Here is a 23,234-nt window from a genome sequence, read left to right on the forward strand (position 1 = left end):
CCGTTTTGTCCGACACGATCGCCTCCGGAGCCCTGCCGCTCGCCGTCCTCGTGGCGGCGCTCGCCGGGCTCGTGTCCTTCGCGTCGCCCTGCGTCCTGCCGCTCGTGCCGGGCTTCCTCGGCTACGTCACCGGGCTGAGCGACACGGCGCTGGAGCAGCGCTCGCGCGGTCGGATGGTGCTCGGGTCGGTGCTCTTCGTGCTCGGCTTCACCGTCGTGTTCATCCTGATGTTCCTGTTCGTCGCCACGCTCGGACGCAGCCTCACCGAGCATCGAGAGATCCTCATGCGCGTCGGGGGGGTGCTTGTCATCCTCATGGGACTCGTGTTCCTGGGCATGGGCTCGCAGCGCCAGTTCGGCCCCACGTGGCGACCTCGGGCCGGCCTTCTCGGTGCCCCCGTCCTCGGCGCGGTCTTCGCCCTCGGCTGGGCCCCCTGCACGAGCCCCACCCTCGGCGCCGTGCTGGCGATGTCGGCATCGGTCACGGAGCCGAGCCAGGGACGAGCGGTGACGCTCGCGACGGCATACGCCCTGGGTCTGGGTTTGCCGTTCATCCTCGCGGCAGCCGGCATCGAGCGGTTCGACCGCGTCTCCAGCTGGGTGCGACACCACCACCGCGCCGTCCAGCTGGTCGGTGGCGGCTTCCTCGTCGCGATCGGGATCCTTCTCATCACTGGCGTCTGGGAGGACCTCATGCGGTGGGTCCAGACCGAGCTCATCAACGGATTCGAGGTGGCGATCTGATGAGTCTGTCGACCCAGCCCAATGACCCACGTCGCGACGAGATCACCCAGCCCAGGCTCGGCGCCCTCGGACTGCTCCGGTTCGCGTGGCGCCAGCTGACCTCGATGCGCACCGCGCTCTTCCTGCTCCTCCTGCTTGCCGTCGCCGCCCTGCCCGGCTCGATCTTCCCGCAGCGCTCCATCGACGCCGTCCGGACCACCGACTGGATCGCCCGCCACGAGACGACCGGCCCGATCCTCGACCGGCTCGGCTTCTTCGAGGTCTATGCCTCGCCCTGGTTCGCGGCGATCTATCTGTTGCTGCTCGTGTCACTGGTCGGCTGCGTCCTGCCGCGCTCCAAGGTCCACTGGAAGGCCATGCGCTCGCAGCCGCCGCGCGCGCCAAAGCGGTTGGAGCGACTTGCTGCTCACGAGACGCTGACCCTCGATGGGGACCCTGAGGACGTGCTCGACGACGTGCGCGCAGCCCTGAAGTCGAGCCGCTTCCGCATGCACTCGCACGACGACTCCACCATCTCTGCCGAGAAGGGCTACCTCAAGGAGACGGGCAACCTCTTCTTCCACCTCGCCCTCATCGGGGTCATCCTCGGGATGGCGGGGGGCCACCTCTTCGGGTGGAAGGGCGACGTGATCATCCCGGTGGGCCAGACCTTCGCCAACACGGCGGCTCGCTTCGACACCCTCAGCCCCGGGCCGCTCGTCGACACCTCCGACTTCCAGCCGTTCACGATGAAGCTCACCAAGTTCGACGCCGTGTTCGAAACTGACGTCAAGGGCAAGGGCCAGTTCGGCTCCCCACGGGACTTCACGGCATACGTCGATTTCACGAAAGAACCCGGCGCGAAGGTCGAGAAGAAGGTCATCCGCGTCAACGGACCCCTCGAGACCGGCGGCGGGACGGCCTTCCTCCTCGGCAACGGCTACGCGCCGCACCTCACTGTCAAGGACGCCAAGGGCAACGTCACCTACTCCGACGCGACCCCGTTCCTGGCGCAGGACAACAACTACAACTCGGTGGGTGCGGTCAAGGTCGCTGGTGCCGGGCCGGTGGGCAAGCAGCTCGGGTTCGCGGGGCTCTTCCTGCCGACGGCGGTCCTCGACGAGCAGGGGCCGCGCTCGGTGTTCCCGGATGCCCTCGAGCCGGCGCTCGCGCTGTCGGCATTCGAGGGGACGCTCTTTCCCGGTGGGCGGCCGCAGTCGGTCTACTCGCTCGACACCGCCGAGATGACCCAGCTCAAGAACAAGGAGGGGACCGACCTCCTGCGCATCTGGCTCACGCCGGGTCAGACCTACACGCTACCCGGCGGTCAGGGCACCATCACCTTCGACGGTGTCGAGCGTTTCGCCGGCATCTCGATCCGCAACGACCCCGGCAAGGAGGTCACCCTGGTGTCCGCCCTCGTGGCACTGCTGGGACTCATCCTGTCGCTGACCATCCGTCGGCGCCGGGTCTTCGTGCGGGTTGCGCCCGCCGAGGACGAGGGCCGTACCGTAGTGAGCATCGGCGGCCTGGCCAAGGACGACGACGAGGGCATGGGCGAACAGCTCGAAGACGTCCTCACGCGACTGAAGGAACGACGCACGTGACCCACGAGACCCTGGCGAACTACGCCAACCTCAGCCTGTACTCCGCGATGGCGGTCCTCACCCTCTCCATGCTCGGGTATGCCGCGTACCTCGCTGGGTGGCTTCCCGCGCGTGACGATGTTGCCGAGTCCGAGACGGTGGACGTCGAGGATCGTGAGCTCGTCGCTGCCGGCGGTGGATCGGTCTCCGCCGGCTCGTCCAACGCGGGTGCTGCGGCTTCGGCGGTGACCACGCCCGAGGTGCCCCTGCGGGCGCGCAAGGCCGGCGGCATCGCCCAGACCCTCGCCCTGCTGGGCACGGTGCTGCTCTTTGCCTCGGCCGCGCTGCGCGGCTGGTCGGTGGAGCGGTGGCCCCTGGGCAACATGTTCGAATTCGGCGTCGCTGCGGCACTCTTCACGATGATCGTCTTCGTCGTGGCTGGCATCCGGCGCGACCTGCGCTGGCTCGGAGTCTTTGTCGTCGCGCCTGTGCTCATCCTCCTCGGGCTCGCCAACACCATCTGGTACACCGAGGCCGCCGAGCTCATGCCCTCGCTCAAGAGCATCTGGCTGGTCATCCACGTCACCGTCGCGACCATCTCGGTCGGGCTGTTCGCCGTCGGCTTCGTCGTCGCGCTGCTCTATCTCGCCAAGGACCGCTTCGGGGCAAGTAATGGTGGGCTTCGTGTGCTGCGCGCGCTGCCTGACACGCGCGCCCTCGAGCGCTTTGCCTACGGGCTGCACATCATCGCGTTCCCGCTGTGGACGTTCACCCTCATCGCTGGCGCCATTTGGGCCCGGCAGGCCTGGGGTTCCTACTGGAACTGGGACCCCAAGGAGGTCTGGACCTTCATCATCTGGGTCGTCTACGCGGCATACCTGCACGCGCGGGTGACCCGCGGGTGGCGTCGACAGTCGGCCACGTGGGTCGCGGTCGCGGGTTTCGCCTGCATCATCATCAACTACGCCGTCGTCAACGTGTACTTCGTCGGCCAGCACTCCTACTCGGGACTCTGACATGGCGATGGTGCGCTACCTCATCCTGAGGACCCTGATCTTCGTCGGCTGCCTCGCGGCGACCTGGCTGCTCGGCCTGCGTGACCGCGAGGAGCAACTGCTCGCCGTCATCATCGCCGCGGTGGCCTCGCTCGCCATCTCTGCGGTCGTGCTCAAGCCCTTCCGCCAGAAGGCCTCGGCTGCCATCGCCGAGCGCGTCGACCAGCGCGTGGATCGCAAGCGTCAAGCCCGTGGCGACGAACTCGCTGAGGACGCCGAGCAGGAGCGCCCCGCCACGTCCAACCCCAGGGCCGCGACCGGCAACGACAGCGACTCCGACTTCCGCTGACCGACCCTTTTCCGGGGGCGGCGGGAAAGGGGTCCCGAACAAGAGAACAGTTCCCTTGCTCGGGAACTGTTTTCCGGGGGCGGCGGGAAAGGGGTGGCGGTCAGGCGAGGGCGCGGGAGATGAGGATGCCAGCGAAGACGGTCACGGCATACGCCAGCTCGTATTTGCCGGTCGAGCCGAGCACCGGCACGAGCCGGCGCCCTTCGGCGCCGCCCATGACGACCTTGACGGCGCCAAGGATGGCCGCGACAGAGAGCAGCCCGACGAGGGCCCAGACGTCCCAGATCGCCATGGCTGCGACCGCGAGCACGCTCACGATGATGAGGCCCAGCCACAGCCGCCGAGTGCCCCGGTCGCCGAGGCGCACCGCGAGGGTGTTCTTGCCTGATTCGGTGTCGCTGGGGATGTCGCGCAGGTTGTTGATGACGAGGATCGCCGACGCGATGGCGCCGACCCCGACGGCCGCCGCCAGCCCGAACCACGAGAGTGCGCCGGTCTCGGCATACAAGGTGCCCAGCGTCGCGACGAGTCCGAAGAAGATGAACACGAAGATCTCACCGAGGCCGCGGTAACCGTAGGGCTTGTCGCCACCGGTGTATTTCCACGCCGCGATGATCGACAGGACGCCGAGCGGCAGGAGCCACCAGGCCTCCGCGAGCGCGACGAGGGCGAGCCCCGTGATCGCCGCGAAGCCGAAGGTCAGGAATGCCGCCGCCTTGACGCTCTCGGGTCGGGCGAGCTTCTGCCCGACCAGTCGCACCGGCCCGACGCGCTCATCATCAGTGCCTCGGATGCCGTCCGAGTAGTCGTTGGCGTAGTTCACCCCGATCTGGAGGGCGAGTGCGACGACGGCCGCGAGGATCGCGATCGCATAGCTCGGCTCGGAGTGCTGGGCGGCCGCGGCGGTGCCGATGACGACTGGTGCAACGGCAGCAAAGAGGGTGCGAGGGCGCGCACCGGCGACCCACTGTTCGAACGTGGCCATGGTGTTGGTGCCTAGAGTCCTTTGAGGAAGTCGGGGTCGTCGTCGGGTCCGCGGGTCTGACGACGCGGCGGGGTCAGCTTGGGGCGACCAGCCAGAAGCCAGGCAATCGACCCGGCAAACGGGAAGAGCAGGATGACGAACACCCAGACGAGTTTGGGGAGGCCCCGCACCTGGTGGTCGTCGCTCTGGAGGCAGTCGACGACGCAATAGATCGACAACGCGAGAGCGAGGAGCACGGGCAGGAAGCGGAGCACGTGCTCATTCTCCCACGGTCTCGAACAATGCACGGATGGCGGCGTGGTCGGGTTTGCCGGGTCCGCGTGTGGGGATCGAGGCCACCTCGCGAACCGCTCGGGGCAGAGCGTGATCGGGGAGTATGCCGCGCAGCTGCTCGCGCAGTCCGCTCACCGAAGCGGGGTGGTCGGGTGAGCAACCCGTGGCCCGCACGACGACGACGGCTATGGCCTCTCCCCACTCGCGGTCCGGGACCCCGACGGCGACCGCTTCGGCGATGCCGTCGAGGCGCGCCACGGCCTCTTCGACGAGGCGCGGCGCGACCTTGAGGCCGCCGGTGTTGACAAGGTCGTCGATGCGGCCGTCGACGCGGAGCTTCCCGTCCTCGTCGAGGTGACCGATGTCGTCGGTGAGGAAGACCCGTCCTCGACCCGGGAGCGTGGGGAAGGCGGTTGCGGTGTGGGCAGGGTCACCGAGGTAGCCGTGGGCGACGGTGTCGCCGGCGAGGTGGATACGACCGTCTTGGTCAAGGAACACCTCGGTGCCATCAAGGGGTGTGCCGTTGTAGACGCAGCCCCCTGCGGTCTCGCTCATGCCATACGTCGTGACGGCAGTGACACCAGCGTCGGCGGCGCGGACCAGGAGGTCGGGGTGGGTGGCGGCGCCGCCGATGAGGACCGCGGTGAACCTCGCGAGTCGCTTCGTGGCCGCGTCGTCGGCCAGCAGCCGGGTGAGCTGGGTCGGGACGAGGGAGACATAGGTCGGGTGGTCGGTGGGCGGCATCGCGTCGACGGTGTCGGTCCACGTGGCGGGGGTGAAGCCGCCGCTCAGGTCCATGACATGGGGAGTCGTGCCGGCGACGAGCGATCGGAGCAGCACTTGGAGCCCGGCGATGTGATGCCCCGGCATGGTGAGCAACCACTGCCCCGGGCCGCCGAGGCGGGTGTGGGTGGCGTCGATGCTGGCGCGCAGGGCCTGCGTCCCGAGCATCGCCCGCTTGGGACTGCCGGTCGACCCGGACGTACCCACCACGACGGCAAGGTCGGGTGGGAGCCCGGCCACATCGTGAGGCGCGAGATCCGGGGAAGTCGACCCCGCGGCATACGGGGCAATGGGGTGACCACCCTCGAGCGCTAGCGCGAGACGTGGAAGGACACTGAGCACGCCCTTGCCTGCCAGCACGGCGAGCGGCTCGATCCTCATGCCGCTCACTCTAGGCAGCGCGAGCGATCGTGAGGATGATGGGCGAATGGACCCTGAGTTTGCGGAGTACCTCGAGCGGGTTCGGTCGCACCGCGCCGAGCTGGGCGAATCGTTGGCTGCTCTCGATGCTGCGCTGGCTCTGCCCGTCGGGCTGGGTGCGCTGTGGCGTCGCAGGGTGCGTGCCGCTCTGACCGAGTTGGAGCACGACCTGCGCGACCATCGCTCCATCACTGAAGAACCCGGCGGTCTGTATGCCGACGCGGTGACTCGTGCGCCTCGGCTCGCCTCGGTGGCGAGGCTGCAGATGGGCGAGCACCTCGACTTCGTCGAGATCGTCCAACGCCTGCTTGGTGAGCGAGAGGCTGGTCTCCAGAGCGCGGAAGCCGTTGCGGCACACCGGGAAGCGGCGACCGCGCTGGTCGGTCGGATCGTCCGTCACCGACAGCGTGGGGCAGACCTCATCTATGAGGCCTATGAGGTCGACATCGGCGGTCAGGGTTGAGGTCTCAGAAGTACCAGGGGAAGGGGGACCAGTCAGGGTCGCGCTTCTCGAGGAACTGGTCGCGCCCCTCCACCGCTTCGTCGGTCATGTAGGCCAGGCGCGTCGCCTCGCCCGCGAATACCTGTTGGCCCATGAGTCCGTCGTCGACGAGGTTGAACGAGAACTTGAGCATCCGCTGGGCCTGCGGCGACTTCGACATGATCTCGCGGGCGACCTGGAGCGCGTCGGACTCGAGCTCGGCGTGGGCGCTGACGATGTTGACGGCCCCCATGCGGTGCATGTCGTCAGCGGTGTAGGTGCGACCGAGGAAAAAGATCTCGCGGGCAAACTTCTGCCCGACCATCTTGGCGAGGTAGGCCGAGCCATAACCGCCGTCGAACGAGCCCACGTCGGCGTCGGTCTGCTTGAACCGGGCGTGCTCCCGGGAGGCCATCGTCAGGTCGCAGACGACGTGGAGCGAATGGCCACCGCCGGCCGCCCACCCGTTGACGAGCGAGATGACGACCTTGGGCATCGTGCGGATGAGGCGCTGCACCTCGAGGATGTGGAGCCGGCCGCCCTCGGCCTTGACCCGTCGCTCGTCGACACCGGCAGCCGTGACGTCGTCGGTGCCGTCCGCCGCGTACTGATAGCCGCTGCGGCCACGGATGCGCTGGTCGCCACCGGAGCAGAACGCCCACTTGCCCTCACTGCCGGTGCCACTCGGACCCGGCCCGTTGCCGGTGAGAAGGACGACGCCGACGTCGGAGCTGCGGCGGGCGTGGTCGAGGGCGCGATAGAGCTCGTCGACCGTGTGCGGGCGGAAGGCGTTGAGCACCTCGGGCCGGTCGAACGCGATGCGGACCGCACCAAGGCCTCGCGCCCGGTGGTAGGTGACGTCGGTGAAGTCGAACCCCTCGACCTCGTCCCACGCCGCCGGGTCGAACGTCTCACTCACACCATCGATCGCAGTCACGGGTTGGAGCCTAGCGTCGGCTCTGCTGACCGCTCTCCGAGGATTGTGACGTCCAGCTCTGTGAAGCGTCGGAAGCCACGATCGAACGTCACGAAGCGCGCCCCCAATGCTTGGGCCTGAGCGGCCAGCCAGACGTCACTGAGGTCCGAACCTCGCAGTCCGAGACGCGTGACCAGGTCATGGAAATGGCCCCAGGCCGGCGGCATCGAGGGGGCAGGCAGGGCCGCCGGTGCGTCACGGACGACCGCGCAGAACTCGAGAGCTTCTTCGGGTTCCAGCGGATTCGACATGAGTCGTCGATGGGTCACGGTGCGCGTCGTGCTCACCAGGGTTGACTCGAGGACGGCCACGGTCTCGGCCCCGCCGAGAGCAGTCTCAAGCGCGCGGCGCGCCTCGCCGTGGTGCGCGCAGGAGCTGTCGATCGCGTAGACGAAGACATTGACGTCGAAAACGATCACGCGATGGGCTCGTTTTCGCCCAGTGCTTCGGCCAGGGCCTCCTTGTCAAGAAGATCCACGAGCAGGCCACCGCCGCCGAAGGTGGGGAGGGTGAAATCCGCTCGCGCGGTGGGCTGACTGCGCACGAGATGCTCTCGCAGAGCTTCTTCGAGGACGCTGCTCACTGTTCGATTGTTGCGCGCAGCCTCCAGACGAGCAGCCTTGAGGAGGTCGTCAGAGAGGGTCACCGTCGTGCGCATCGCATCAGTGCATCATGGGCGCGCATCATGATGCAATGCCCTGTGGATAACTCTTCGGGAGTCGCCCGCATGTCTGGCACCGTTCGAGATCGGGTGGCGCACTGCTGCCTGCGATATCCGGAGGTGCTCCCATGAACGACAACATCCTGAACTTCGACCGGGACCGATACACCGAGCCTCACTGGGGTGCCCGCGCGGATGAGCCCGATGATGACTACCCCTACGGCGAGACGGGTGATGGCTACTACAGCACTTCGAGCGCTCGCGCGCTGGGTGACCTGCTTGAAGTCATCGTCGTCAACGACCAGGTGATCGACGTCCGCAAGCGGTCCATCCAAGGGACCGGCTACGAGTGCGCCGCCATGGAACTCGGGCGTGGTCGGCCCGTGCCGCCGAAGGTCCCGCCGACGCCACCGGCTCCGGCCAAACACGAGCAGATCCTCACTTGGCTCTCACTTCTCGTCGGTGGAGAGGAGGAGCTGACCGCCCTTGACGCCCGACCCCTGCCGAGCGAGGAGCTCGACCTGACAGGGTGCCGTGACGACGTCCGTCTGCGGCTGGAGTCCATTGACCGCGAACTCGCCCGGGTGACCGAACTCATCCTCGGAGCCGAGGTGCGCACGGCTGCTCGCCGGCTCCTTGTGAAGGCTGTGGTGGCGCAGCCCGCCCTTCTGCGCGGTGTCGCCGGCGACGAGGTGATGGCGTGCGCCGCGTTGACCGCTGTCGCCAAGGCAAACGATCTCGTGGGTCAGGGGCGGGTCGTCCCGGTCTCTTTGCTGCGCACACTCTTCAATCTACGGTCGGCGCCAAACGACAAGGTGTCGGCCATGACGCGCGCGGTCGCACCGCAGACAGCACTCTTGGGCGGTTGGGAGCGGCCGCTCCTCGATGTGTCAGTTCTTGGATCGCCAGACTTCCTGGTCGGTTCCTTCCGTCAGGCCGTGATCGCGGCACGCGACGCGGCGCTCCACCTCCGTGCGACGACCCCGGAGCCGACCAGGCCCGTCCCGGACTGAGCTCGAGTTCCCCTCAGCGCTGCCAGCTGTAGTTGTGGCCGTCCTCGGCCTTGGCGAGGTCATCGGGGACGACGACGAAGTGGGTCACCTCACCCGTCGCCTCGACGGCTGCGGCGCCGCCCGGATCGACAGTCTCGAGGTGGGCGCGCAGGGCCTGCTCCGCGAAGTCGTTCCACGTCAGGCCAGCACTCTTGGCGTAGTCGCGGGCCTGCTTGAGGAGGGCTGAATCCATGCTGATCGTGGTCTGCATCTCTCCATGGCATCCCACCTGGCCACCGTTGGCAAGGGAGGGACCGTCCAAAGACACGGTGGGTCTGCTGTCGAGGCGCGACTAGGTTTGGTGCATGGCCCTGCTCTGGTACACCCTCGTCGTCGATTGTCACGACATCGCCGCACTCCTCGAGCGTGGCGCCACCCGCGTCGACGTCGGCCAGACCGGCGACGCCACGTGGGCCGTGCTCGCCGATCCCGAGGGCAACGAGTTCTGCGTCCTCTCCTCACGCGACCGATGACCGAACCCTCGCTCGACGACCTGCTCTCCTCGCTGCGGGTTGTCTCGATCCCGATGCGGGTGAGATTTCGCGGAGTGACCGAGCGGGAGGTGGCTCTCATCGAGGGCCCGGCCGGGTGGGGCGAGTTCGGCCCCTTCCTCGAGTACGCCCCGCCCGAGGCGAGTCGCTGGCTGACCGCCGCCGTCGAGGCCGCGTGGCACGGCTGGCCGGCTCCGCTTCGTGATTTCGTGCCGGTCAACGCAACCGTGCCGGCGATCGCCCCTGACGCCGTTCCCGCTGTGCTGCAGCGGTTCCCCGGGACGACGACTGCCAAGGTCAAGGTCGCCGAGCGCGGACAAACGACAGAAGTCGACGTATGCCGTGTGGCCGCCGTTCGCGAGGCGATGGGACCCCACGCTCGGGTCCGGGTCGATGCGAACGGAGCCTGGGACATCACGACGGCGACGGAGGTTCTGGGCCGGCTGGCGGCATACGACATCGAGTATGCGGAGCAGCCATGCGCAAGTGTCGAGGAGCTGCGCGACCTGCGAATCGCCCTGGCCCGCAATGGGATCGACATCCCGGTCGCGGCCGATGAGTCGATCCGCAAGGCGGAGGACCCGATGCGCGTGCGGGACCTCGAGGCAGCGGACCTCATCGTCATCAAGGCCGCGCCGCTCGGGGGAGTGCGGCGAGCGCTCGACATCGTCGCCGAGTGCGGGTTGCCCGCGGTCGTGTCATCGGCCCTCGACACCAGCGTCGGGATGGCGGCAGGGGTGGCGCTGGCAGCCGCCTTGCCACAACTCGACCACGCCTGTGGGCTCGGCACCGTGGCCCTGCTCGACGGTGATGTGACCGCAGAGTCGCTCGTGCCCGTGGATGGCAAGCTGCCGGTGCGTCGAGTCGCTGCCGACCCCGGCCTGCTGGACCGCCATGCAGCGTCACCCGAGCGAGTCCAGTGGTGGCGCGAGCGAGTCACTTCTGCCTGGGAGGTCACATGATCACGGTGCGCTGGGTGTGGGCGTTCCTCGACACCGTTGACGACGATGCCGAGGCGTCAGAGGCGTTCTGGCACAGGGTCACTCGCACTGAGCTCTCGCCGCCGCGGGGCGAGCGAGGTGAGTTCGCAACGCTGGTGCCGCAGCTCGGTGATGCCTGGGTCAAGGTGCAGCGCGTCGTTGAGGGCGGGGGAGTCCACCTCGATCTCGACGTCGAGCAGCCGCTGCCAGAAGCCGCCGCTGAGGCCACAAGACGGGGCGCCAGCGAAATCGTTCGCCAGGAGGACGTCATCGTCATGACCTCACCTGGCGGGTTCACCTTCTGCCTCACCTCATGGACGCAGGCTGGCTCGCCGATCAATCAGGTCCGTGAAGACCAGCCCGACCTGCTCGACCAGATCTGCCTCGACGTGCCAAGCGAGCTGTACGACGCCGAGGTCGACTTCTGGGAGCAGCTCACCGGTTGGCGCAGACGCACCGGAGCCCTCCCGGAGTTCACGTCACTGACGCGACCGGACGGCATACCCGTCCGGCTGTTGTTCCAAAAGCTCGGCGACCGTAGCGGAACCGTCCGCGGACACGTCGACTTCGCCTGCCACGACCGAGCCGCGAGCCGAGAGGCCCACGTTGCCGCCGGCGCCACCGTCGTCTCCGAGCACGACTTCTGGACCGTCATGCACGACCCCGTCGGGCGCATCTACTGCCTCACTCACCGCTTGCCCTGACCGTTCGCCTGTCCGCGCGGATGTCGCCCCGCTAGCTGTACTGACCTGACAGGTTGATCAAGCGGGTGTTGGGTGGCTTGTTCCCGCAGGCGGTGTGGGGTCGGTGGTGGTTGTACTCGTGGAGCCATGCTGGCAGAGCTTGGCGTCGTTCGGTCTCTGAGGTGTAGCAGCGGGCGTATCCCCATCCGTCGGCCATGGTGCGGTGGAAGCGTTCGACCTTGCCGTTGGTCTGTGGGCGGCGGGGCCGGGTGCGTGAGTGTTTGATGCCGAGCTCTGCGCAGACGTCCCGCCACAGGTGTGACACGTACGGGGACCCGTTGTCGGACAGGACTCTGCGGATGGTGATGCCGCGGGCGACGTACCAGGCGACGGCTCGGCGCAGGACGGCGGTGGCGGTGGCGGCGGTCTCGTTGTCGTGGATCTCGGCGTAGGCGACTCGGGAATGGTCATCGATGACGGTGTGCACGAATGCGTGGCCCATCTTCGGGTTGTGGTTCTTGCTCTTCGGTTTGCCCGGGGTGGCTGTCCGGTTCTTCATGCCCTGAGCTCGGCCCACGAAGCGCCACCCGCCACCGTCGGGGATGTTCCCGAACTTCTTGACGTCCACGTGCAGCATGTCCCCGGGATGCTCATGCTCGTAGCGGCGCACCGGCTCACCGGTGGCGCGATCGACGTGCGCCAACCGGTTCAGGTGACACCTGGTGAGCACCCGGTGCACTGTCGAGGGTGCAACACCCACGTGTGCAGCGAGCTGGACCGGACCCAGGCGCTTGCGCAGCCGCAACGACACGATCCGCTTCGTCGTCGACACGCAGGTCTTGGCCGGCATCACGTGCGGGCGGCTCGAGCGGTCGCTCATCGGCTCACCGGCGGCATACCTGTCAGCCCACCGCTTCACCGTCGGCCACGAACATTGGAATCGTGCCGCGACCTCACTGATCGGCACGCCCTGATCGACGACAAGTTGGGCAACCTTAAGACGGTGACGAACCGTCAGGGCAGCGTTAGCGTGGGACATGAGGGCCTCCTGTGTGTGGCAGTGGTGACTTGGCAGTTCCACTCCACCGCGGGAGGCCCTTCCCGCGCCACTGATCAGATCAGCGGATCGCAATCACTCAACCAACGTCCCGGGTCAGTACAGCTAGCGTGGCGACCAACAGGTGTGGACGGAGAGTCGATGACGACCAAGGACCTCAAGGGCCGACGCAGTGCGCTCGAGCGAGCCCGCGAGGAGTGGGCGGAGCGTCGCAGCACCGGGTCCGAGGGCGTTCCCGACACGATCGTCGACAGCTGGAACCGCAGCGCCGACCACGTCCCGGACAGCGTCAGCGAGGCGCCGATGGACGACCCCGACCAGACGCAGGCGGAGTTCGAGGACTCTCCGCTCCACGTTGCGGTGGGCCAACTCGAGGGTGAACTGCGTCGCGCGGCAGAGGATGGTGACCTCGTCGTCGCGGTGACCGATCGCGACACCCGCATCCTGTGGACCTACGGCGGACGAGTCATGCGACGCAAGGCCGAACGCGTCAACTTCGTCGCCGGTGGTCGTTGGGATGAGGGCAGCGTGGGCACCAATGCGCTGTCTCTCGCACAGCAGACTGGCCGGACCCAGTCGGTCTTTTCGGCCGAGCACTACGCGCCGATCGTCCACAACTGGGTCTGCTGGGCGGCGCCCGTGCGCGATCTCGTCACCGGCGAGCAGCTCGGTGTCCTCGACCTGTCGACGACGTGGGACCGCACCCACCCCATCGGCGCCGCCACCGCCACTGCGCTGGCCTCGCTTCTCGAACGTGAGATCCCGCGCGCAGGGTCAGGCAGCCCGACCTCCCATGCCGGCAGCGGGCTCTCGCTGCGCGTCCTCGGCGCGGCCGAGGCGCACGTCGACGGTGCTCGGCTGCTCCTCACGCGGCGCCAGAGCGAGATCCTCGCGATCCTGGCCCTCCACCCCCAGGGCCTGAGCCTCGATGCCTTGCATGCTGCGCTCTATGGCGATGCCCGCGTCTCCGCGTCAACCCTCAAGGCCGAGGTGTCGCACCTGAGGCAGGCTCTCGGCGGACGGCTCACCTCCCGCCCCTACCGGCTCGACCTCCCGGTGACGTGCGACGCGGTCGAGGTGATGCGCGCGGTCCGCAGCGGGGACGTGGAAGGTGCGGTCGCGGCATACGGCGGAGATCTTGTGCCCGGCACGGAGTCACCCGAACTCACCTCGACCGGCGACTTCCTCGCCGTCGCCGTGCGGGAGTCCTTGCTTGCCGACCCACGGCCGGACGTCGTCGTCCGCTACGCCCGGTCGGTGCCCTATGACACGGAGGTCGTCGAACGCGCCCTGGCCGCGCTCGGTGACCGGCCGCATCCTGCCCGGGCCGAACTCATCGCGATCCACTCGGCCAACCGCTGAGTCAGCTCTGACCAACCTCTGACCAACCCCACCCGTCCTAGCGTCCGCGCAAGTGGTGACGCACTGGCGCGTCGCCCAGGACAAGGAGGTCCGGTCATGGTCTTTGCACCCCCCAACGCCGACGGTTCGAAGGTGACACTGCCGTCGCAGCTCGACAACTTCATCGGTGGCAAGTGGTTGCCAGCGCAGGACGGTGAGACGTTCGAGGACATTTCGCCCGTGGACGGCAAGGCGTTCGTCACGGTCGCCCGCAGCAAGGCCGCCGACGTCGATGCCGCAGTCCAGGCAGCCACCGGCGCCAAGGACGCGTGGGCCCGCACGTCGACGACCGAGCGCAGCAACATCCTGCTCAAGATCGCCGACCGGATGGAGCAGCACCTCGAGGAGCTTGCCGTCCTCGAAGCGTGGGAGAACGGCAAGCCCGTCCGCGAAACCCTCGCTGCCGACCTCCCGCTCGCGATCGACCACTTCCGCTATTTCGCCGGCTGCATCCGCGCGCAGGAGGGTGGGATCTCGGAGATCGACCACGACACGATGGCCTATCACTTCCACGAGCCGCTCGGCGTCGTCGGGCAGATCATCCCGTGGAACTTCCCGATTCTCATGGCGACGTGGAAGCTCGCTCCCGCTCTCGCAGCTGGCAACTGCGTCATCCTCAAGCCGGCCGAGCAGACCCCCGCGTCAATCCTCAAGGTCGTCGAGATCATCGCCGATCTGCTCCCCGACGGCGTCCTCAACGTCGTCAACGGTTTTGGTGTCGAAGCCGGCAAGCCCCTCGCAACTCACCCGGGCATCAACAAGGTGGCGTTCACGGGCGAGACGACGACGGGCCGCCTGATCATGCAGTACGCGTCCCAGAACATCATCCCGGTCACCCTCGAGCTTGGTGGCAAGAGCCCAAACGTCTTCTTCGAGGACGTCATGGCCGCCGACGACGCGTTCCTCGACAAGGCGCTCGAGGGCTTCACAATGTTCGCGCTCAACCAGGGCGAGGTCTGCACCTGTCCCTCGCGTGCCCTCGTGCAGGAGTCGATCTATGACGAGTTCATGGACAAGGCCATCGCCCGCGTCAACGCCATCACCGTGGGCAACCCGCTCGACCCGAACGTCATGGTCGGCGCCCAGGCCAGCAACGACCAGTACGAGAAGATTCTCAGCTATCTCGACATCGGCAAGCAGGAAGGCGCCAAGGTCCTCACCGGTGGCAACAGGCGCACGGTCGACGGTCTCGAGGGGGGCTTCTACATCGAGCCGACCGTGTTCGAGGGTGACAACTCGATGCGGGTCTTCCAGGAGGAGATCTTCGGCCCGGTCCTGTCGGTCACGAAGTTCACCGACCGCGACGATGCTCTCCGCATCGCCAACGACACCCTCTACGGGCTGGGAGCCGGCGTCTGGTCGCGAGACACGAACACGGCATACCGGATGGGTCGTGGGATCGAAGCCGGACGCGTGTGGGTGAACTGCTACCACCAGTACCCCGCGCACGCAGCGTTCGGTGGCTACAAGCAGTCGGGCATCGGCCGCGAGAACCACAAGATGATGCTCGACCACTACCAGCAGACGAAGAACCTCCTGGTCAGCTACAGCCCCGACAAGCTCGGATTCTTCTGAGATGACCGAGCCATCTGTGATGACCCGCGTCGAGCTCACGGACCCTGCCGCAGAGCTTCTCGTGCGACTGGAGCGCATCCACGGTGCGCTGATGTTCCACCAGTCCGGTGGGTGCTGCGACGGGTCATCACCGATGTGCTTCCCGGTCGGAGAGTTCATGACCTCGGACGCCGACGTGCTGCTCGGCACGTTGGCGCCCGGAGGCGTGACGCCGATCGAGTTCTGGATGAGCCTCACGCAGTACGAGTACTGGAAGCACACCCACCTCACCGTTGACGTCGTGCCGGGGCGGGGGTCGGGCTTCTCGGTCGAGGCGCCGGAGGGCGTTCGTTTCCTCATCCGCTCGCGGCTCATGACGGAGGAGGAGCTCGTCGCGTTCGGTCTGTTCTGACGGGGTTCCGCCGTCTCGTCGGCTCGACATAGAGTCGCAGGGTGCCGCTGCTCCTGGACCTCGAACCGCTCCGGAGCAATGCGAACTACCGGCGACTGTATGCCGGGTTCACCCTTTCCAACGTCGGCTCCCAGCTCGCTGTGGTCGCCATCGGCCTGCAGGTCTATGACCTGACTCGCTCCACGGCGTCGGTCGGCATCGTCGGGCTGTGCGCGCTCATCCCGCTCGTGGTCATGGGTCTCTATGGCGGGACGCTCATCGACCACTTCGACCGACGGATCGTCGGGCTCGTCGCCCAGAGCGTCGCGTTCCTCGTGAGCATCCTCTGCGCGCTCCAGGCATGGATGGGCAACACCCAGGTCTGGGTGCTCTATGCGCTCGTCGCCGCGTGGAACGCCGCCTTTGCCGTCTCCTCACCGGCGCGCACCTCGATCTATCCGCGGATCCTGCGCCGCGACCAACTCCCAGCGGCGAACGCCCTGTCGGTGTTCGCGATGAACGCGTCGATGACGGTGGGGCCGTTGCTCGCGGGCGTCCTCGTCGACTGGGGTGGCTTCAAGACGGCCTACACGGTCGATGCCATCATCACGACCGCCGCGCTGTGGGGCCTGGCCCGATTGCCCTCTCTCCCACCGGAACCCGCAGATCCAGGCGGCGTCAAGACCGTGCCTTCCAAACCCGGCATACGCTCCGTCCTGGACGGATTCACGTTCCTCGCCACGCGACCCAACGTCCGCATGACCTTCATCGCCGACATCGCCGCCATGGTCCTCGCGCAGCCTCGAGTGCTCTTCCCGGCAGCGGGAGCGGTGATCTTCGGCGGCGGAGCGACGACGGTGGGCGCCCTCTCGGCCGCTGCTGCCGTCGGCGGAATCGGGGCGATGTTCTTCTCCGGACGGCTCGGCTCGGTAATCCATCAGGGGCGCGCGATCCTCATCTCGATCGTCGGGTGGGGCGCCGCGATCGCCGGCCTCGGGGCAGCCATGCTCGCGGCCGGTGACGTGCTCACCCGGGGTCAGGCGCTGTGGCTCGGCCTCGTCGCGATGGCCGTCGCCGGGGCGGCGGACTCGGTCAGCGCGGTCTTCCGGACGACGATCCTCCAGTCGGCGACGCCGGATCACCTGCGTGGGCGGCTCCAAGGTGTGTTCATCGTCGTCGTGGCGGGCGGGCCGCGGCTCGGTGAGCTGATCGGTGGGTTCGTCGCCGAGAACATCGGCGAGGGGATGACTGCGCTGGTCGGCGGATTCGCCTGTGTCGCAGCGATTGTCGTGCTGGCGAAGCTGACGCCGGGCTTCCTGCGCTACGACGCCCGCAACCCGACCCCCTGAGGCTGCGGCCTCGGGTGGTGCGTGGGGGCAGGGCAGGTGGTCAGGCAGGGGCGGTCCTGTCGGTGACAGGCGCCAGGCGACGCCAGGCCGCGACGACCAAGGCCACTCGTGCCACGGCCATGACCGGTGGGATGGGCAGCGCAAAGCCGATCCAGAACGCGACCTCGACCGGGATGGGTGCGACCGCGAGGATCGCACCGAGGCGACGATTGCTCAACAGCAGGACGCCCCCCACCGCGACGACGCCGGTCACGCCAGCGAAGGCGAGCAGGGTGGCGATGAACTGGTTCACCGTCAGGGCGTCCCACCACGGGCCTCCGTACATCGGAAAGAGGTCCCACAACCAAGGGAGCGCGCGCTCGCTCCGTACGTAGGCGGCGATGGGGATGGCCGGCAGGCCGAAGCCCACGGCATACGCGAGTGTCACTCCACCTGCCCAACGCGACGCCTTCACGGCGCTCACCTCGCTCACCATTTCCGGGTCCGGAGTCCTCGTCCCTTCACGCTAACGGCGCACCCGACCCGATCCCATGGCCCGCCTCGACTAGTGACGAGGCTGCACGTCGAGGCCGAGGAGGGCGTTCTCGACGACCTCGGCGAGCGCGGGGTGGATCCAGTACTGGCCCCGCGCGACCTCGTGCGCGTTCTGCCCGAACGACGCCGCCTGGATGAGCGGCTGGATGAGCGTCGAGGCGTTCGGCCCCATGCAGTGGGCGCTGAGGATGAGCCTGGTCGACGGGTCGGCGTAGACCGTGAGGATGCCGGTCGTGTCCTCGAGGGCCCACCCGTAGGCCGTGTCGCCGAACGACTGTGTCTTGGCGACGTAGGGCGTCCCGGCCTCGTCGAGCTCGGCCCGGGTCGGCCCGAACGCCGCGATCTGCGGGTGTCCGAACACGGCGTGCGGCACGAACCGGTGGTCGGCGTCGAGAGGTTCACCGTCCATCCGCCCGGCGTCGACGGCGAGGTTGTGGGCGACGATGCGGGCTTCGTGGTTGGCGACGTGCTTGAGCTGCCACGAGTTCGCGACGTCACCCAGGGCCCACACACCGTCTGCCGTGGTGTGCTGCTGCGCGTCGACGACGACCACGCCGCGGGCGTCGACCTCGATGCCGCCGGTCTCGACCTCGAGCCGGGAACCATTGGGGGTCCGACCCACGGCGACGAGCACGGCGTCGACCTCGACGTCGGTGTCGCCGTCCAGACCCTTGAGCCCGAGCGTCCACGTGCCCGCGTCGGAGCGCATGGCCGACGTGACGACGGTCTCGAGCCGCACGTCGTGTCTGCCACGGGCGAGCTCGGTGTAGCGGCGCGAGATCTCGGCGTCCTCGGCGCGCAGCAGGGCGGACGAGCGTTGGATCTGGGTGACTTCGACACCGAGTGCGCTGAAGACGTGCGCGAACTCGCACGCCACGAAGCCCCCGCCGACGATCGCCATCCGCTGAGGCAGCTCGTCCATCCGCATCACGGTGTCGCTCGTGTGGATTCCACGCGCCGGGTCGACCCTGTCCAGCCCGTCGATGTCGAGGAGGTCGGCACGCGACCCGGCGGCGACGACGACGCGATCGGCGGTGATCTCCTCACCGGTCGACAGCGCAAGGTGACGCTCGCCCACGAAACGGGCGGTCGCGGCATACACGGTCACAAAGCCCTGGCTTCGGCGGTAGCGCTCACCACCGTCGGCGATCAGGTCGATCCGGTTGGTGAAGATGCGGTCGCGGATCCCGGGCCAGTCGACGCTGACCTCGCGACTGATCGTCACCCCGAGGCGCTCAGCCTCGCGTGACTCGAGGACGCGGTCAGCGGGAAGGACGAGCATTTTGGTCGGGATGCAGCCGACGTTGAGGCAGGTGCCGCCGAACGTGCCCTCCTCGACGATCGCGATGTCGAGGCCTTCGAGCTCGGGCGTGACGAGCGAGTTGCCCGACCCGGTGCCGATGATGATCAGGTCGTGGTGCGTCGCCATGCCTTCAGCGTATGCCGGGTGGTTCCGTCCATCTCAGGCCCTTCCGTTCGCGGGTGTCAGAGGTCTCTGATGGACTTCTGAGGTGGCGGCCAGCAGTGGGGCGTGGCGGCCTTTGCGGCCGTGCTCGCGGAGGCCGCGGCTTGAGCAGTTCGGTTGTGCTGCAAGTGAATTCGCGTGTGGATAACCTTTTGAGTGTCACCGAACAGGTGTACGATGAGAGGTATGACGGGGACGCCAACACTTGAAGGGCCTGAGGTTCAGGTCCGCTTCGTCGTGTCCTCGCTCGCGGACGTGAACCCGGAGGGTTTGACGCAGTCGGAGCGGGTCGCGGTGGTGTCTGCGCTGGAGGCGTTGAAGGGTGCAGCTGCTGCGGCGCAGGCGCGTCTGACTGCTGCTGCGGTGGTGGATCGGGAGGCGTTGGGTGAGGACTCGCGCAGTGTGCGCGCCGATCTGGCGTTGGCTCGTCGGTGTTCGCCGACGTTGGCGGATCAGCATGTTGGGGTGGCCAAGGCCCTTGTGGGCGAGATGCCGTTGACGATGGGCGCGCTGGAGCGGGGCGAGATCAGCGAGCGGCGGGCGATGATCGTGGTGCGTGAGACGGCGTGCCTGAGCGTTGAGCACCGGGGCGAGGTCGACCGCCGGCTGGCACCGACGATTGCCAGTCTTGGGGACAAGGCGTTGGCTGGGGCTGCTCGTCGCGCAGGTGCGGCTTTGGATGCGGAGTCGTTGGCTGAACGGAATCGGCGTGCGGTCGCGTCCCGTCGGATGAGTGTGCGGGCGGCTGCGGACGGGATGGCGTGGCTGTCGATCCTGGGGCCGATGAAAGAGATCATCGGTGCGCACGTCGCGCTGCTGGGTGAGGAAGGTCGACGCAACGTCATCGACCCGGATCTGCCCGCCGATGAGTGGGAAGCTGCGGCAGCCGCGGCTCGTGCCGACACTCGCGGCAAGGGTGCATGGCTGGCTGATCGTGCCCTGGAGCTGCTCTCTGGGCGTGCGAAGGGTCAGCCGCAACAGGTTGAGGTCAGTCTCGTCATGACCGACACAGTCCTCCTGCCTGCAGCATTCGGTGGCAAGGCCCCGGGTGATGACGTCGCGACCATCCCGGGCTGGGGTCCCATTCCCGGCGCTGAAGCCCGCGCCCACATCGCCGCCCTCCTGGACCGCGCCGACGACAGCGACCCCAAGAGCGGCCTCTGGCTGCGGCGCCTGTTCACCGACCCCACAGGTCGTGACCTGGTCGCCCTCGACTCCAAACGCCGCCTGTTCCTCGGGGGACTCCGCCGCTTCCTCGAGCTGCGCGACCCCACGTGTCGCGTCCCCTGGTGCGACGCCCCAGCGACCGAGTCCGACCACGTCCACGCGGTGCACGACGACGGTGCCACGACTGGCGCCAATGGTGGTGGCCTGTGCAAGCGCCACAACTTGGTCAAGGAAGAGCCCGGGTGGCACACGACCGTCGAGTCCACCGGGCTCGACGGCACCGGATCACATCGCATACGCACCCAGACCCCGACGGGTCGAGTCCACGACGCCACCGCACCACCCATCCTCGGCGAAGGCTGGCGGGCGCCCGACACCGTTCCTGACGAGTGGGTTAGTGACGTCCACCTCCAAGACCGACCACTACCGGAAGACCCCTGGGGTGGCTGGATCCCGGACCCACCCGACGATTGGTTCCTGTCCGACGAAGCATGGGTTGCCTGACCTCAGGTCGAGTACGCCCTATGCGTCTCTCGCATCAAACCTTGAACCGCGACGGCGAGATCACGGAGCATTACGAGGGGTCGCTACGCCCGCTCAGCGAGGCGGGGGTGTCCGATCCGTCGGTCTCGTCCAGGTCGGTGAGGTCGCGCAACTTCCCGACGCGGCTCGTGAGCATGACGGCGACGTTGATGATGCCGACTACGGCGAAGACCACGAGAGCCCATCGGGCGCCGATCCAGGTCGCGACGAGGCCAGCGACGAGTCCACCCACTGGGAGGGCGCCCCAGGACACGAAGCGCACCGTCGCCATAACCCGCGACAGCAGCTCGGGTGGGCTCGCCTGTTGCCGATAGGTGCGGGTGGCGATGCTGAAGATGACGACCCCGCCGGCGAAGACCATGTTGCCGATCGCGAAGCAGGCCCAGGCGACCCAGCCTGTGCCCATCGGAATGAGCAGCCCGCCGATGAACGACACGATCGACGCAGCGACGCACGCTCGCGCGGAACCGAGTGCCCGGACGACACGCGGAGACAGTGCCGCGCCGATGAGTGCTCCCACGCCCTCAGCAGCGAGGAGGAAGCCGACGAACGCCGCGGGGGTGTCAAGGTCTCGGACGAGATAGAGCGCGAAGAGCGCCAGCTGGGCGCCGCAAACGAAGTTGACGGCAGTCGCAGCCCACATGCATGGAGCCATGACGGGGTGGCGGGTCACGAAGCGCCAACCCTCGCCGATCATCTGTCGCATCGATGGCCGGTCGGCATTGCCAGCAGTAGCCGGAGGCCTCGCCGGGAGGCTGCGCAGGAGCGCGGCAGAGACGAGGTAGCTCACCGCGTCGACGAGCAGGGTGGGCACGGCTCCCAACAGTGCTATCGCGAGACCGCCGAGGGAGGGCCCGCCCAGCTGGGTTGTGGCGTGCGTCGCCGACATGAGGCTGTTGCGCTCGTGCAGCTGGTCTCGTGGCACGACCTGCGGCAGGAAGGTTGAGTTCGCGACGTCGAAAACCACGTCAGCAAAACCGATGACCAAAGCCACGACGACCAACTGCACGATGCTCAGGTGCCCCGACCACCAGGCCAGCGGGACCGACACGACGGCCAGGGCCCGAGCCAGGTCCATGGTCACCTGGGTGCCGCGCAGCGGAAGGCGGGCCACGAGAGCGCCTGAGGGCAGTCCGATCACGAGCCACGCGGCGCTCGCGGCTGCTGCGATGAGACCCATCTGGAACGCGGTGGCGTCGAGCACGGTGATCGCCGTGAGAGGGAGGGCAATTCCTCCGACGGCGGTGCCAAGGTTGCTCGTAGCGCTCGCGGTCCAGTAGGTCCAGAACGAGCGGGCGTCCCTCGTCATGGGGTGTCTCCCGGGCTAGTGAGTTCCAATGTGGAACGGACTATACTCATGAAGTGCGACGAGAGGACCTGGCCGACGAGGACTGCGGCATCGCCCAGTCCCTCGGCGTGCTCGGGGACGGGTGGACCTTCCTCATCGTGCGTGACGTCGCCGGGGGAGTGACCCGCTTCGATGCCCTGCAGCGAGGACTCGGCATCAGTCGCCGGGCGCTCACCGAGCGGCTGGGCGGGCTCGTGGCCGACGGCGTCCTCGACAAGGTCGCCTACTCGACGCGACCGCCTCGGCACGACTACGTCTTGACCCCCAAGGGTGAGGGGCTCCTGCCGGTTCTTGTCGCGCTGCAGGACTGGGGCGCCCGGCATGTCCTCGGAGACGGCTCGGTGAGCGCCGGCGTCACGGCCGACTCGGCCGAGTCGCGCCGCGTCGCGGATCTCGTGGGGCACGCACTGCCACCGGTCACGCTGACAGGGCACGACGGCATACCCGTTGGTCTGTCGTCGTCTGGTTCGTGGACGGTCCTCTTCTGTATGCCGGGCGCCTGGGCGCCTGCGGCGCAGGGCTATCCAGCCGGTTGGGGTGACATCCCGGGCGCCGCTGGTTGCACCGTGGAGGCGAACGCGTATGCCGCGCAGCATGCCGCGTTTGCGGCGTGCGGGGTCGTGGTGCACGGCGTGAGTACCCAGCGGCCCGATCAGCAGTCGGCCTTTGCGTCCCATGCTGGTCTGCCCTATGTGCTGTTGTCGGACGAGGACCTGATGTTGGCGGGAACGCTGCGTTTGCCGACATTCCGCTCGGGTGGCGTGGACCGGCTCAAGCGCGTGACGCTTGTCGTCGACCCGGAGGGTGTGGTGCGTGCTGTGCAAGCTCCAGTGACCGACCCGGCAGCGTCTGCGAGCGAGATGCTCAACGTTGTGGATCAGCTGTTCGGAGGGGCCACGAGCTCCACCTGAGCTGTCCACAGGGTGGCGATGATGACGCAGTTGTCCACAGATCTAGGAATCGTGTGGACGCGAATGAAGGTGCAGGA

General features: G+C 67.8%; 25 protein-coding genes and 1 pseudogene. 15 read left to right on the forward strand and 11 right to left on the reverse strand.

The features are described 5' to 3' along the window. Window positions 1–5: 5 nt before the first annotated feature. The 4 genes from V6K52_RS04525 to V6K52_RS04540 are packed head-to-tail and all read left to right on the forward strand — an operon-like array spanning window position 6 to window position 3,652. Window positions 6–743 carry a cytochrome c biogenesis protein CcdA gene (locus tag V6K52_RS04525; protein ID WP_353952707.1) on the forward strand — a complete coding sequence of 246 codons (738 nt, stop codon included), beginning with the start codon at window positions 6–8 and terminating at the stop codon, window positions 741–743. Then, the gene (locus V6K52_RS04530; protein ID WP_353952708.1) at window positions 743–2,329 is read left to right on the forward strand and encodes a cytochrome c biogenesis protein ResB; all 1,587 of its coding nucleotides are present in this window, start codon (window positions 743–745) and stop codon (window positions 2,327–2,329) included. The genes V6K52_RS04525 and V6K52_RS04530 overlap by 1 nt, the downstream gene beginning before the upstream one ends. Continuing rightward, a complete protein-coding gene (gene ccsB, locus V6K52_RS04535; RefSeq protein WP_353952709.1) occupies window positions 2,326–3,324 on the forward strand; it encodes a c-type cytochrome biogenesis protein CcsB in 999 nt (332 codons plus the stop codon). The genes V6K52_RS04530 and ccsB overlap by 4 nt, the downstream gene beginning before the upstream one ends. A gap of 1 nt (window position 3,325) precedes the next feature. Continuing rightward, complete coding sequence (locus V6K52_RS04540; RefSeq protein ID WP_353952710.1) at window positions 3,326–3,652, forward strand: DUF4229 domain-containing protein; 327 nt, start codon at window positions 3,326–3,328, stop codon at window positions 3,650–3,652. 100 nt (window positions 3,653–3,752) lie between these two features. Here V6K52_RS04540 and V6K52_RS04545 read toward each other — a convergent pair whose 3' ends face one another. The 3 genes from V6K52_RS04545 to menE are packed head-to-tail and all read right to left on the reverse strand — an operon-like array spanning window position 3,753 to window position 6,074. Further along, window positions 3,753–4,637, reverse strand: coding sequence for a 1,4-dihydroxy-2-naphthoate polyprenyltransferase (locus V6K52_RS04545; protein WP_353952711.1), 885 nt, complete (start codon window positions 4,635–4,637; stop codon window positions 3,753–3,755). A gap of 11 nt (window positions 4,638–4,648) precedes the next feature. Then, window positions 4,649–4,891 carry a PLD nuclease N-terminal domain-containing protein gene (locus tag V6K52_RS04550; protein WP_353952712.1) on the reverse strand — a complete coding sequence of 81 codons (243 nt, stop codon included), beginning with the start codon at window positions 4,889–4,891 and terminating at the stop codon, window positions 4,649–4,651. Between the two features lie 4 nt (window positions 4,892–4,895). Next, entirely contained in the window at window positions 4,896–6,074 is a 1,179-nt protein-coding gene (gene menE / locus V6K52_RS04555; protein ID WP_353952713.1) for an o-succinylbenzoate--CoA ligase, read from the reverse strand. 46 nt (window positions 6,075–6,120) lie between these two features. On the opposite strand from menE, the gene V6K52_RS04560 reads away from it, so the two are divergent. After that, window positions 6,121–6,576: a hypothetical protein gene (locus tag V6K52_RS04560; protein ID WP_353952714.1), complete on the forward strand. Its 456-nt coding sequence runs from the start codon at window positions 6,121–6,123 to the stop codon at window positions 6,574–6,576. Between the two features lie 4 nt (window positions 6,577–6,580). Here the strand turns inward: V6K52_RS04560 and V6K52_RS04565 are convergent, their stop codons facing one another. From V6K52_RS04565 to V6K52_RS04575, 3 genes are read right to left on the reverse strand one after another with little or no spacing between them, the layout of a single operon-like run. Continuing rightward, window positions 6,581–7,531, reverse strand: coding sequence for a 1,4-dihydroxy-2-naphthoyl-CoA synthase (locus tag V6K52_RS04565; protein ID WP_353952715.1), 951 nt, complete (start codon window positions 7,529–7,531; stop codon window positions 6,581–6,583). Next, the gene (locus tag V6K52_RS04570; RefSeq protein ID WP_353952716.1) at window positions 7,528–7,989 is read right to left on the reverse strand and encodes a TA system VapC family ribonuclease toxin; all 462 of its coding nucleotides are present in this window, start codon (window positions 7,987–7,989) and stop codon (window positions 7,528–7,530) included. Before V6K52_RS04570 ends, V6K52_RS04565 begins: the two co-directional genes overlap by 4 nt. Further along, window positions 7,986–8,228 (reverse strand): ribbon-helix-helix protein, CopG family, encoded by a 243-nt coding sequence (locus V6K52_RS04575; protein WP_353952717.1) that lies wholly within the window; start codon window positions 8,226–8,228, stop codon window positions 7,986–7,988. Before V6K52_RS04575 ends, V6K52_RS04570 begins: the two co-directional genes overlap by 4 nt. Window positions 8,229–8,359: 131 nt before the next feature. Here V6K52_RS04575 and V6K52_RS04580 point away from each other — a divergent pair, with 131 nt between their 5' ends. Next, window positions 8,360–9,244, forward strand: coding sequence for a hypothetical protein (locus V6K52_RS04580; protein WP_353952718.1), 885 nt, complete (start codon window positions 8,360–8,362; stop codon window positions 9,242–9,244). 13 nt (window positions 9,245–9,257) lie between these two features. On the opposite strand, the gene V6K52_RS04585 is transcribed toward V6K52_RS04580, so the two are convergent. Further along, window positions 9,258–9,494, reverse strand: a complete 237-nt coding sequence (locus V6K52_RS04585) for a hypothetical protein (protein WP_353952719.1) — start codon at window positions 9,492–9,494, stop codon at window positions 9,258–9,260. Window positions 9,495–9,627: 133 nt separating this feature from the next. Between V6K52_RS04585 and V6K52_RS04590 the strand changes: the two are divergent. The 3 genes and pseudogenes from V6K52_RS04590 to V6K52_RS04600 form a co-directional block, all read left to right on the forward strand. Further along, window positions 9,628–9,756 (forward strand): annotated as a pseudogene (locus V6K52_RS04590) (VOC family protein); the annotation flags it as partial. Beyond that, complete coding sequence (locus tag V6K52_RS04595) at window positions 9,753–10,736, forward strand: o-succinylbenzoate synthase (protein ID WP_353952720.1); 984 nt, start codon at window positions 9,753–9,755, stop codon at window positions 10,734–10,736. The pseudogene V6K52_RS04590 and the gene V6K52_RS04595, both read left to right, overlap by 4 nt. After that, window positions 10,733–11,458 (forward strand): VOC family protein, encoded by a 726-nt coding sequence (locus tag V6K52_RS04600; protein ID WP_353952721.1) that lies wholly within the window; start codon window positions 10,733–10,735, stop codon window positions 11,456–11,458. Before V6K52_RS04595 ends, V6K52_RS04600 begins: the two co-directional genes overlap by 4 nt. A gap of 31 nt (window positions 11,459–11,489) precedes the next feature. Here V6K52_RS04600 and V6K52_RS04605 read toward each other — a convergent pair whose 3' ends face one another. Then, window positions 11,490–12,476 carry an IS481 family transposase gene (locus V6K52_RS04605; protein WP_353952152.1) on the reverse strand — a complete coding sequence of 329 codons (987 nt, stop codon included), beginning with the start codon at window positions 12,474–12,476 and terminating at the stop codon, window positions 11,490–11,492. A gap of 159 nt (window positions 12,477–12,635) precedes the next feature. Here V6K52_RS04605 and V6K52_RS04610 point away from each other — a divergent pair, with 159 nt between their 5' ends. The 4 genes from V6K52_RS04610 (at window position 12,636) to V6K52_RS04625 (ending at window position 17,189) form a co-directional block, all read left to right on the forward strand. Continuing rightward, window positions 12,636–13,856, forward strand: coding sequence for a transcriptional regulator (locus V6K52_RS04610; RefSeq protein ID WP_353952722.1), 1,221 nt, complete (start codon window positions 12,636–12,638; stop codon window positions 13,854–13,856). 96 nt (window positions 13,857–13,952) lie between these two features. Further along, entirely contained in the window at window positions 13,953–15,470 is a 1,518-nt protein-coding gene (locus V6K52_RS04615; RefSeq protein ID WP_353952723.1) for an aldehyde dehydrogenase family protein, read from the forward strand. Window position 15,471: 1 nt separating this feature from the next. Further along, window positions 15,472–15,861 carry a DUF779 domain-containing protein gene (locus V6K52_RS04620; protein ID WP_353952724.1) on the forward strand — a complete coding sequence of 130 codons (390 nt, stop codon included), beginning with the start codon at window positions 15,472–15,474 and terminating at the stop codon, window positions 15,859–15,861. 41 nt (window positions 15,862–15,902) lie between these two features. Further along, window positions 15,903–17,189, forward strand: coding sequence for an MFS transporter (locus V6K52_RS04625; protein ID WP_353952725.1), 1,287 nt, complete (start codon window positions 15,903–15,905; stop codon window positions 17,187–17,189). 40 nt (window positions 17,190–17,229) lie between these two features. On the opposite strand, the gene V6K52_RS04630 is transcribed toward V6K52_RS04625, so the two are convergent. Together V6K52_RS04630 and V6K52_RS04635 are read right to left on the reverse strand one after the other, a co-directional pair. Continuing rightward, complete coding sequence (locus tag V6K52_RS04630) at window positions 17,230–17,643, reverse strand: hypothetical protein (RefSeq protein ID WP_353952726.1); 414 nt, start codon at window positions 17,641–17,643, stop codon at window positions 17,230–17,232. Window positions 17,644–17,733: 90 nt separating this feature from the next. Then, a complete protein-coding gene (locus V6K52_RS04635) occupies window positions 17,734–19,152 on the reverse strand; it encodes a mycothione reductase (protein ID WP_353952727.1) in 1,419 nt (472 codons plus the stop codon). 222 nt (window positions 19,153–19,374) lie between these two features. Between V6K52_RS04635 and V6K52_RS04640 the strand changes: the two genes are divergently transcribed. Next, window positions 19,375–20,859: a DUF222 domain-containing protein gene (locus V6K52_RS04640; RefSeq protein ID WP_353952728.1), complete on the forward strand. Its 1,485-nt coding sequence runs from the start codon at window positions 19,375–19,377 to the stop codon at window positions 20,857–20,859. Window positions 20,860–20,929: 70 nt separating this feature from the next. Here the strand turns inward: V6K52_RS04640 and V6K52_RS04645 are convergent, their stop codons facing one another. Continuing rightward, on the reverse strand, window positions 20,930–22,207 hold the full coding sequence (locus V6K52_RS04645) for an MFS transporter (protein ID WP_353952729.1): 1,278 nt from the start codon (window positions 22,205–22,207) through the stop codon (window positions 20,930–20,932). A 53-nt stretch (window positions 22,208–22,260) separates the two neighbouring features. Here V6K52_RS04645 and V6K52_RS04650 point away from each other — a divergent pair, with 53 nt between their 5' ends. Beyond that, on the forward strand, window positions 22,261–23,157 hold the full coding sequence (locus tag V6K52_RS04650; RefSeq protein ID WP_353952730.1) for a winged helix-turn-helix transcriptional regulator: 897 nt from the start codon (window positions 22,261–22,263) through the stop codon (window positions 23,155–23,157). The last annotated feature ends 77 nt before the right edge of the window (window positions 23,158–23,234 follow it).

Source organism: Knoellia sp. S7-12 (assembly GCF_040518285.1).
Taxonomy (GTDB): domain Bacteria; phylum Actinomycetota; class Actinomycetes; order Actinomycetales; family Dermatophilaceae; genus Knoellia.

Excerpts from the sequence above, each read along its gene's own strand:
- V6K52_RS04530 (WP_353952708.1), top strand. The coding sequence starts at position 743 with ATGAGTCTGTCGACCCAGCCCAATGACCCACGTCGCGACGAGATCACC.
- V6K52_RS04540 (WP_353952710.1), top strand. The coding sequence starts at position 3,326 with ATGGCGATGGTGCGCTACCTCATCCTGAGGACCCTGATCTTCGTCGGC.
- V6K52_RS04545 (WP_353952711.1), bottom strand. The coding sequence starts at position 4,637 with ATGGCCACGTTCGAACAGTGGGTCGCCGGTGCGCGCCCTCGCACCCTC.
- menE (WP_353952713.1), bottom strand. The coding sequence starts at position 6,074 with ATGAGGATCGAGCCGCTCGCCGTGCTGGCAGGCAAGGGCGTGCTCAGT.
- V6K52_RS04560 (WP_353952714.1), top strand. The coding sequence starts at position 6,121 with ATGGACCCTGAGTTTGCGGAGTACCTCGAGCGGGTTCGGTCGCACCGC.
- V6K52_RS04575 (WP_353952717.1), bottom strand. The coding sequence starts at position 8,228 with ATGCGCACGACGGTGACCCTCTCTGACGACCTCCTCAAGGCTGCTCGT.
- V6K52_RS04580 (WP_353952718.1), top strand. The coding sequence starts at position 8,360 with ATGAACGACAACATCCTGAACTTCGACCGGGACCGATACACCGAGCCT.
- V6K52_RS04585 (WP_353952719.1), bottom strand. The coding sequence starts at position 9,494 with ATGCAGACCACGATCAGCATGGATTCAGCCCTCCTCAAGCAGGCCCGC.
- V6K52_RS04595 (WP_353952720.1), top strand. The coding sequence starts at position 9,753 with ATGACCGAACCCTCGCTCGACGACCTGCTCTCCTCGCTGCGGGTTGTC.
- V6K52_RS04600 (WP_353952721.1), top strand. The coding sequence starts at position 10,733 with ATGATCACGGTGCGCTGGGTGTGGGCGTTCCTCGACACCGTTGACGAC.
- V6K52_RS04605 (WP_353952152.1), bottom strand. The coding sequence starts at position 12,476 with ATGTCCCACGCTAACGCTGCCCTGACGGTTCGTCACCGTCTTAAGGTT.
- V6K52_RS04610 (WP_353952722.1), top strand. The coding sequence starts at position 12,636 with ATGACGACCAAGGACCTCAAGGGCCGACGCAGTGCGCTCGAGCGAGCC.
- V6K52_RS04615 (WP_353952723.1), top strand. The coding sequence starts at position 13,953 with ATGGTCTTTGCACCCCCCAACGCCGACGGTTCGAAGGTGACACTGCCG.
- V6K52_RS04620 (WP_353952724.1), top strand. The coding sequence starts at position 15,472 with ATGACCGAGCCATCTGTGATGACCCGCGTCGAGCTCACGGACCCTGCC.
- V6K52_RS04635 (WP_353952727.1), bottom strand. The coding sequence starts at position 19,152 with ATGGCGACGCACCACGACCTGATCATCATCGGCACCGGGTCGGGCAAC.
- V6K52_RS04640 (WP_353952728.1), top strand. The coding sequence starts at position 19,375 with ATGACGGGGACGCCAACACTTGAAGGGCCTGAGGTTCAGGTCCGCTTC.
- V6K52_RS04645 (WP_353952729.1), bottom strand. The coding sequence starts at position 22,207 with ATGACGAGGGACGCCCGCTCGTTCTGGACCTACTGGACCGCGAGCGCT.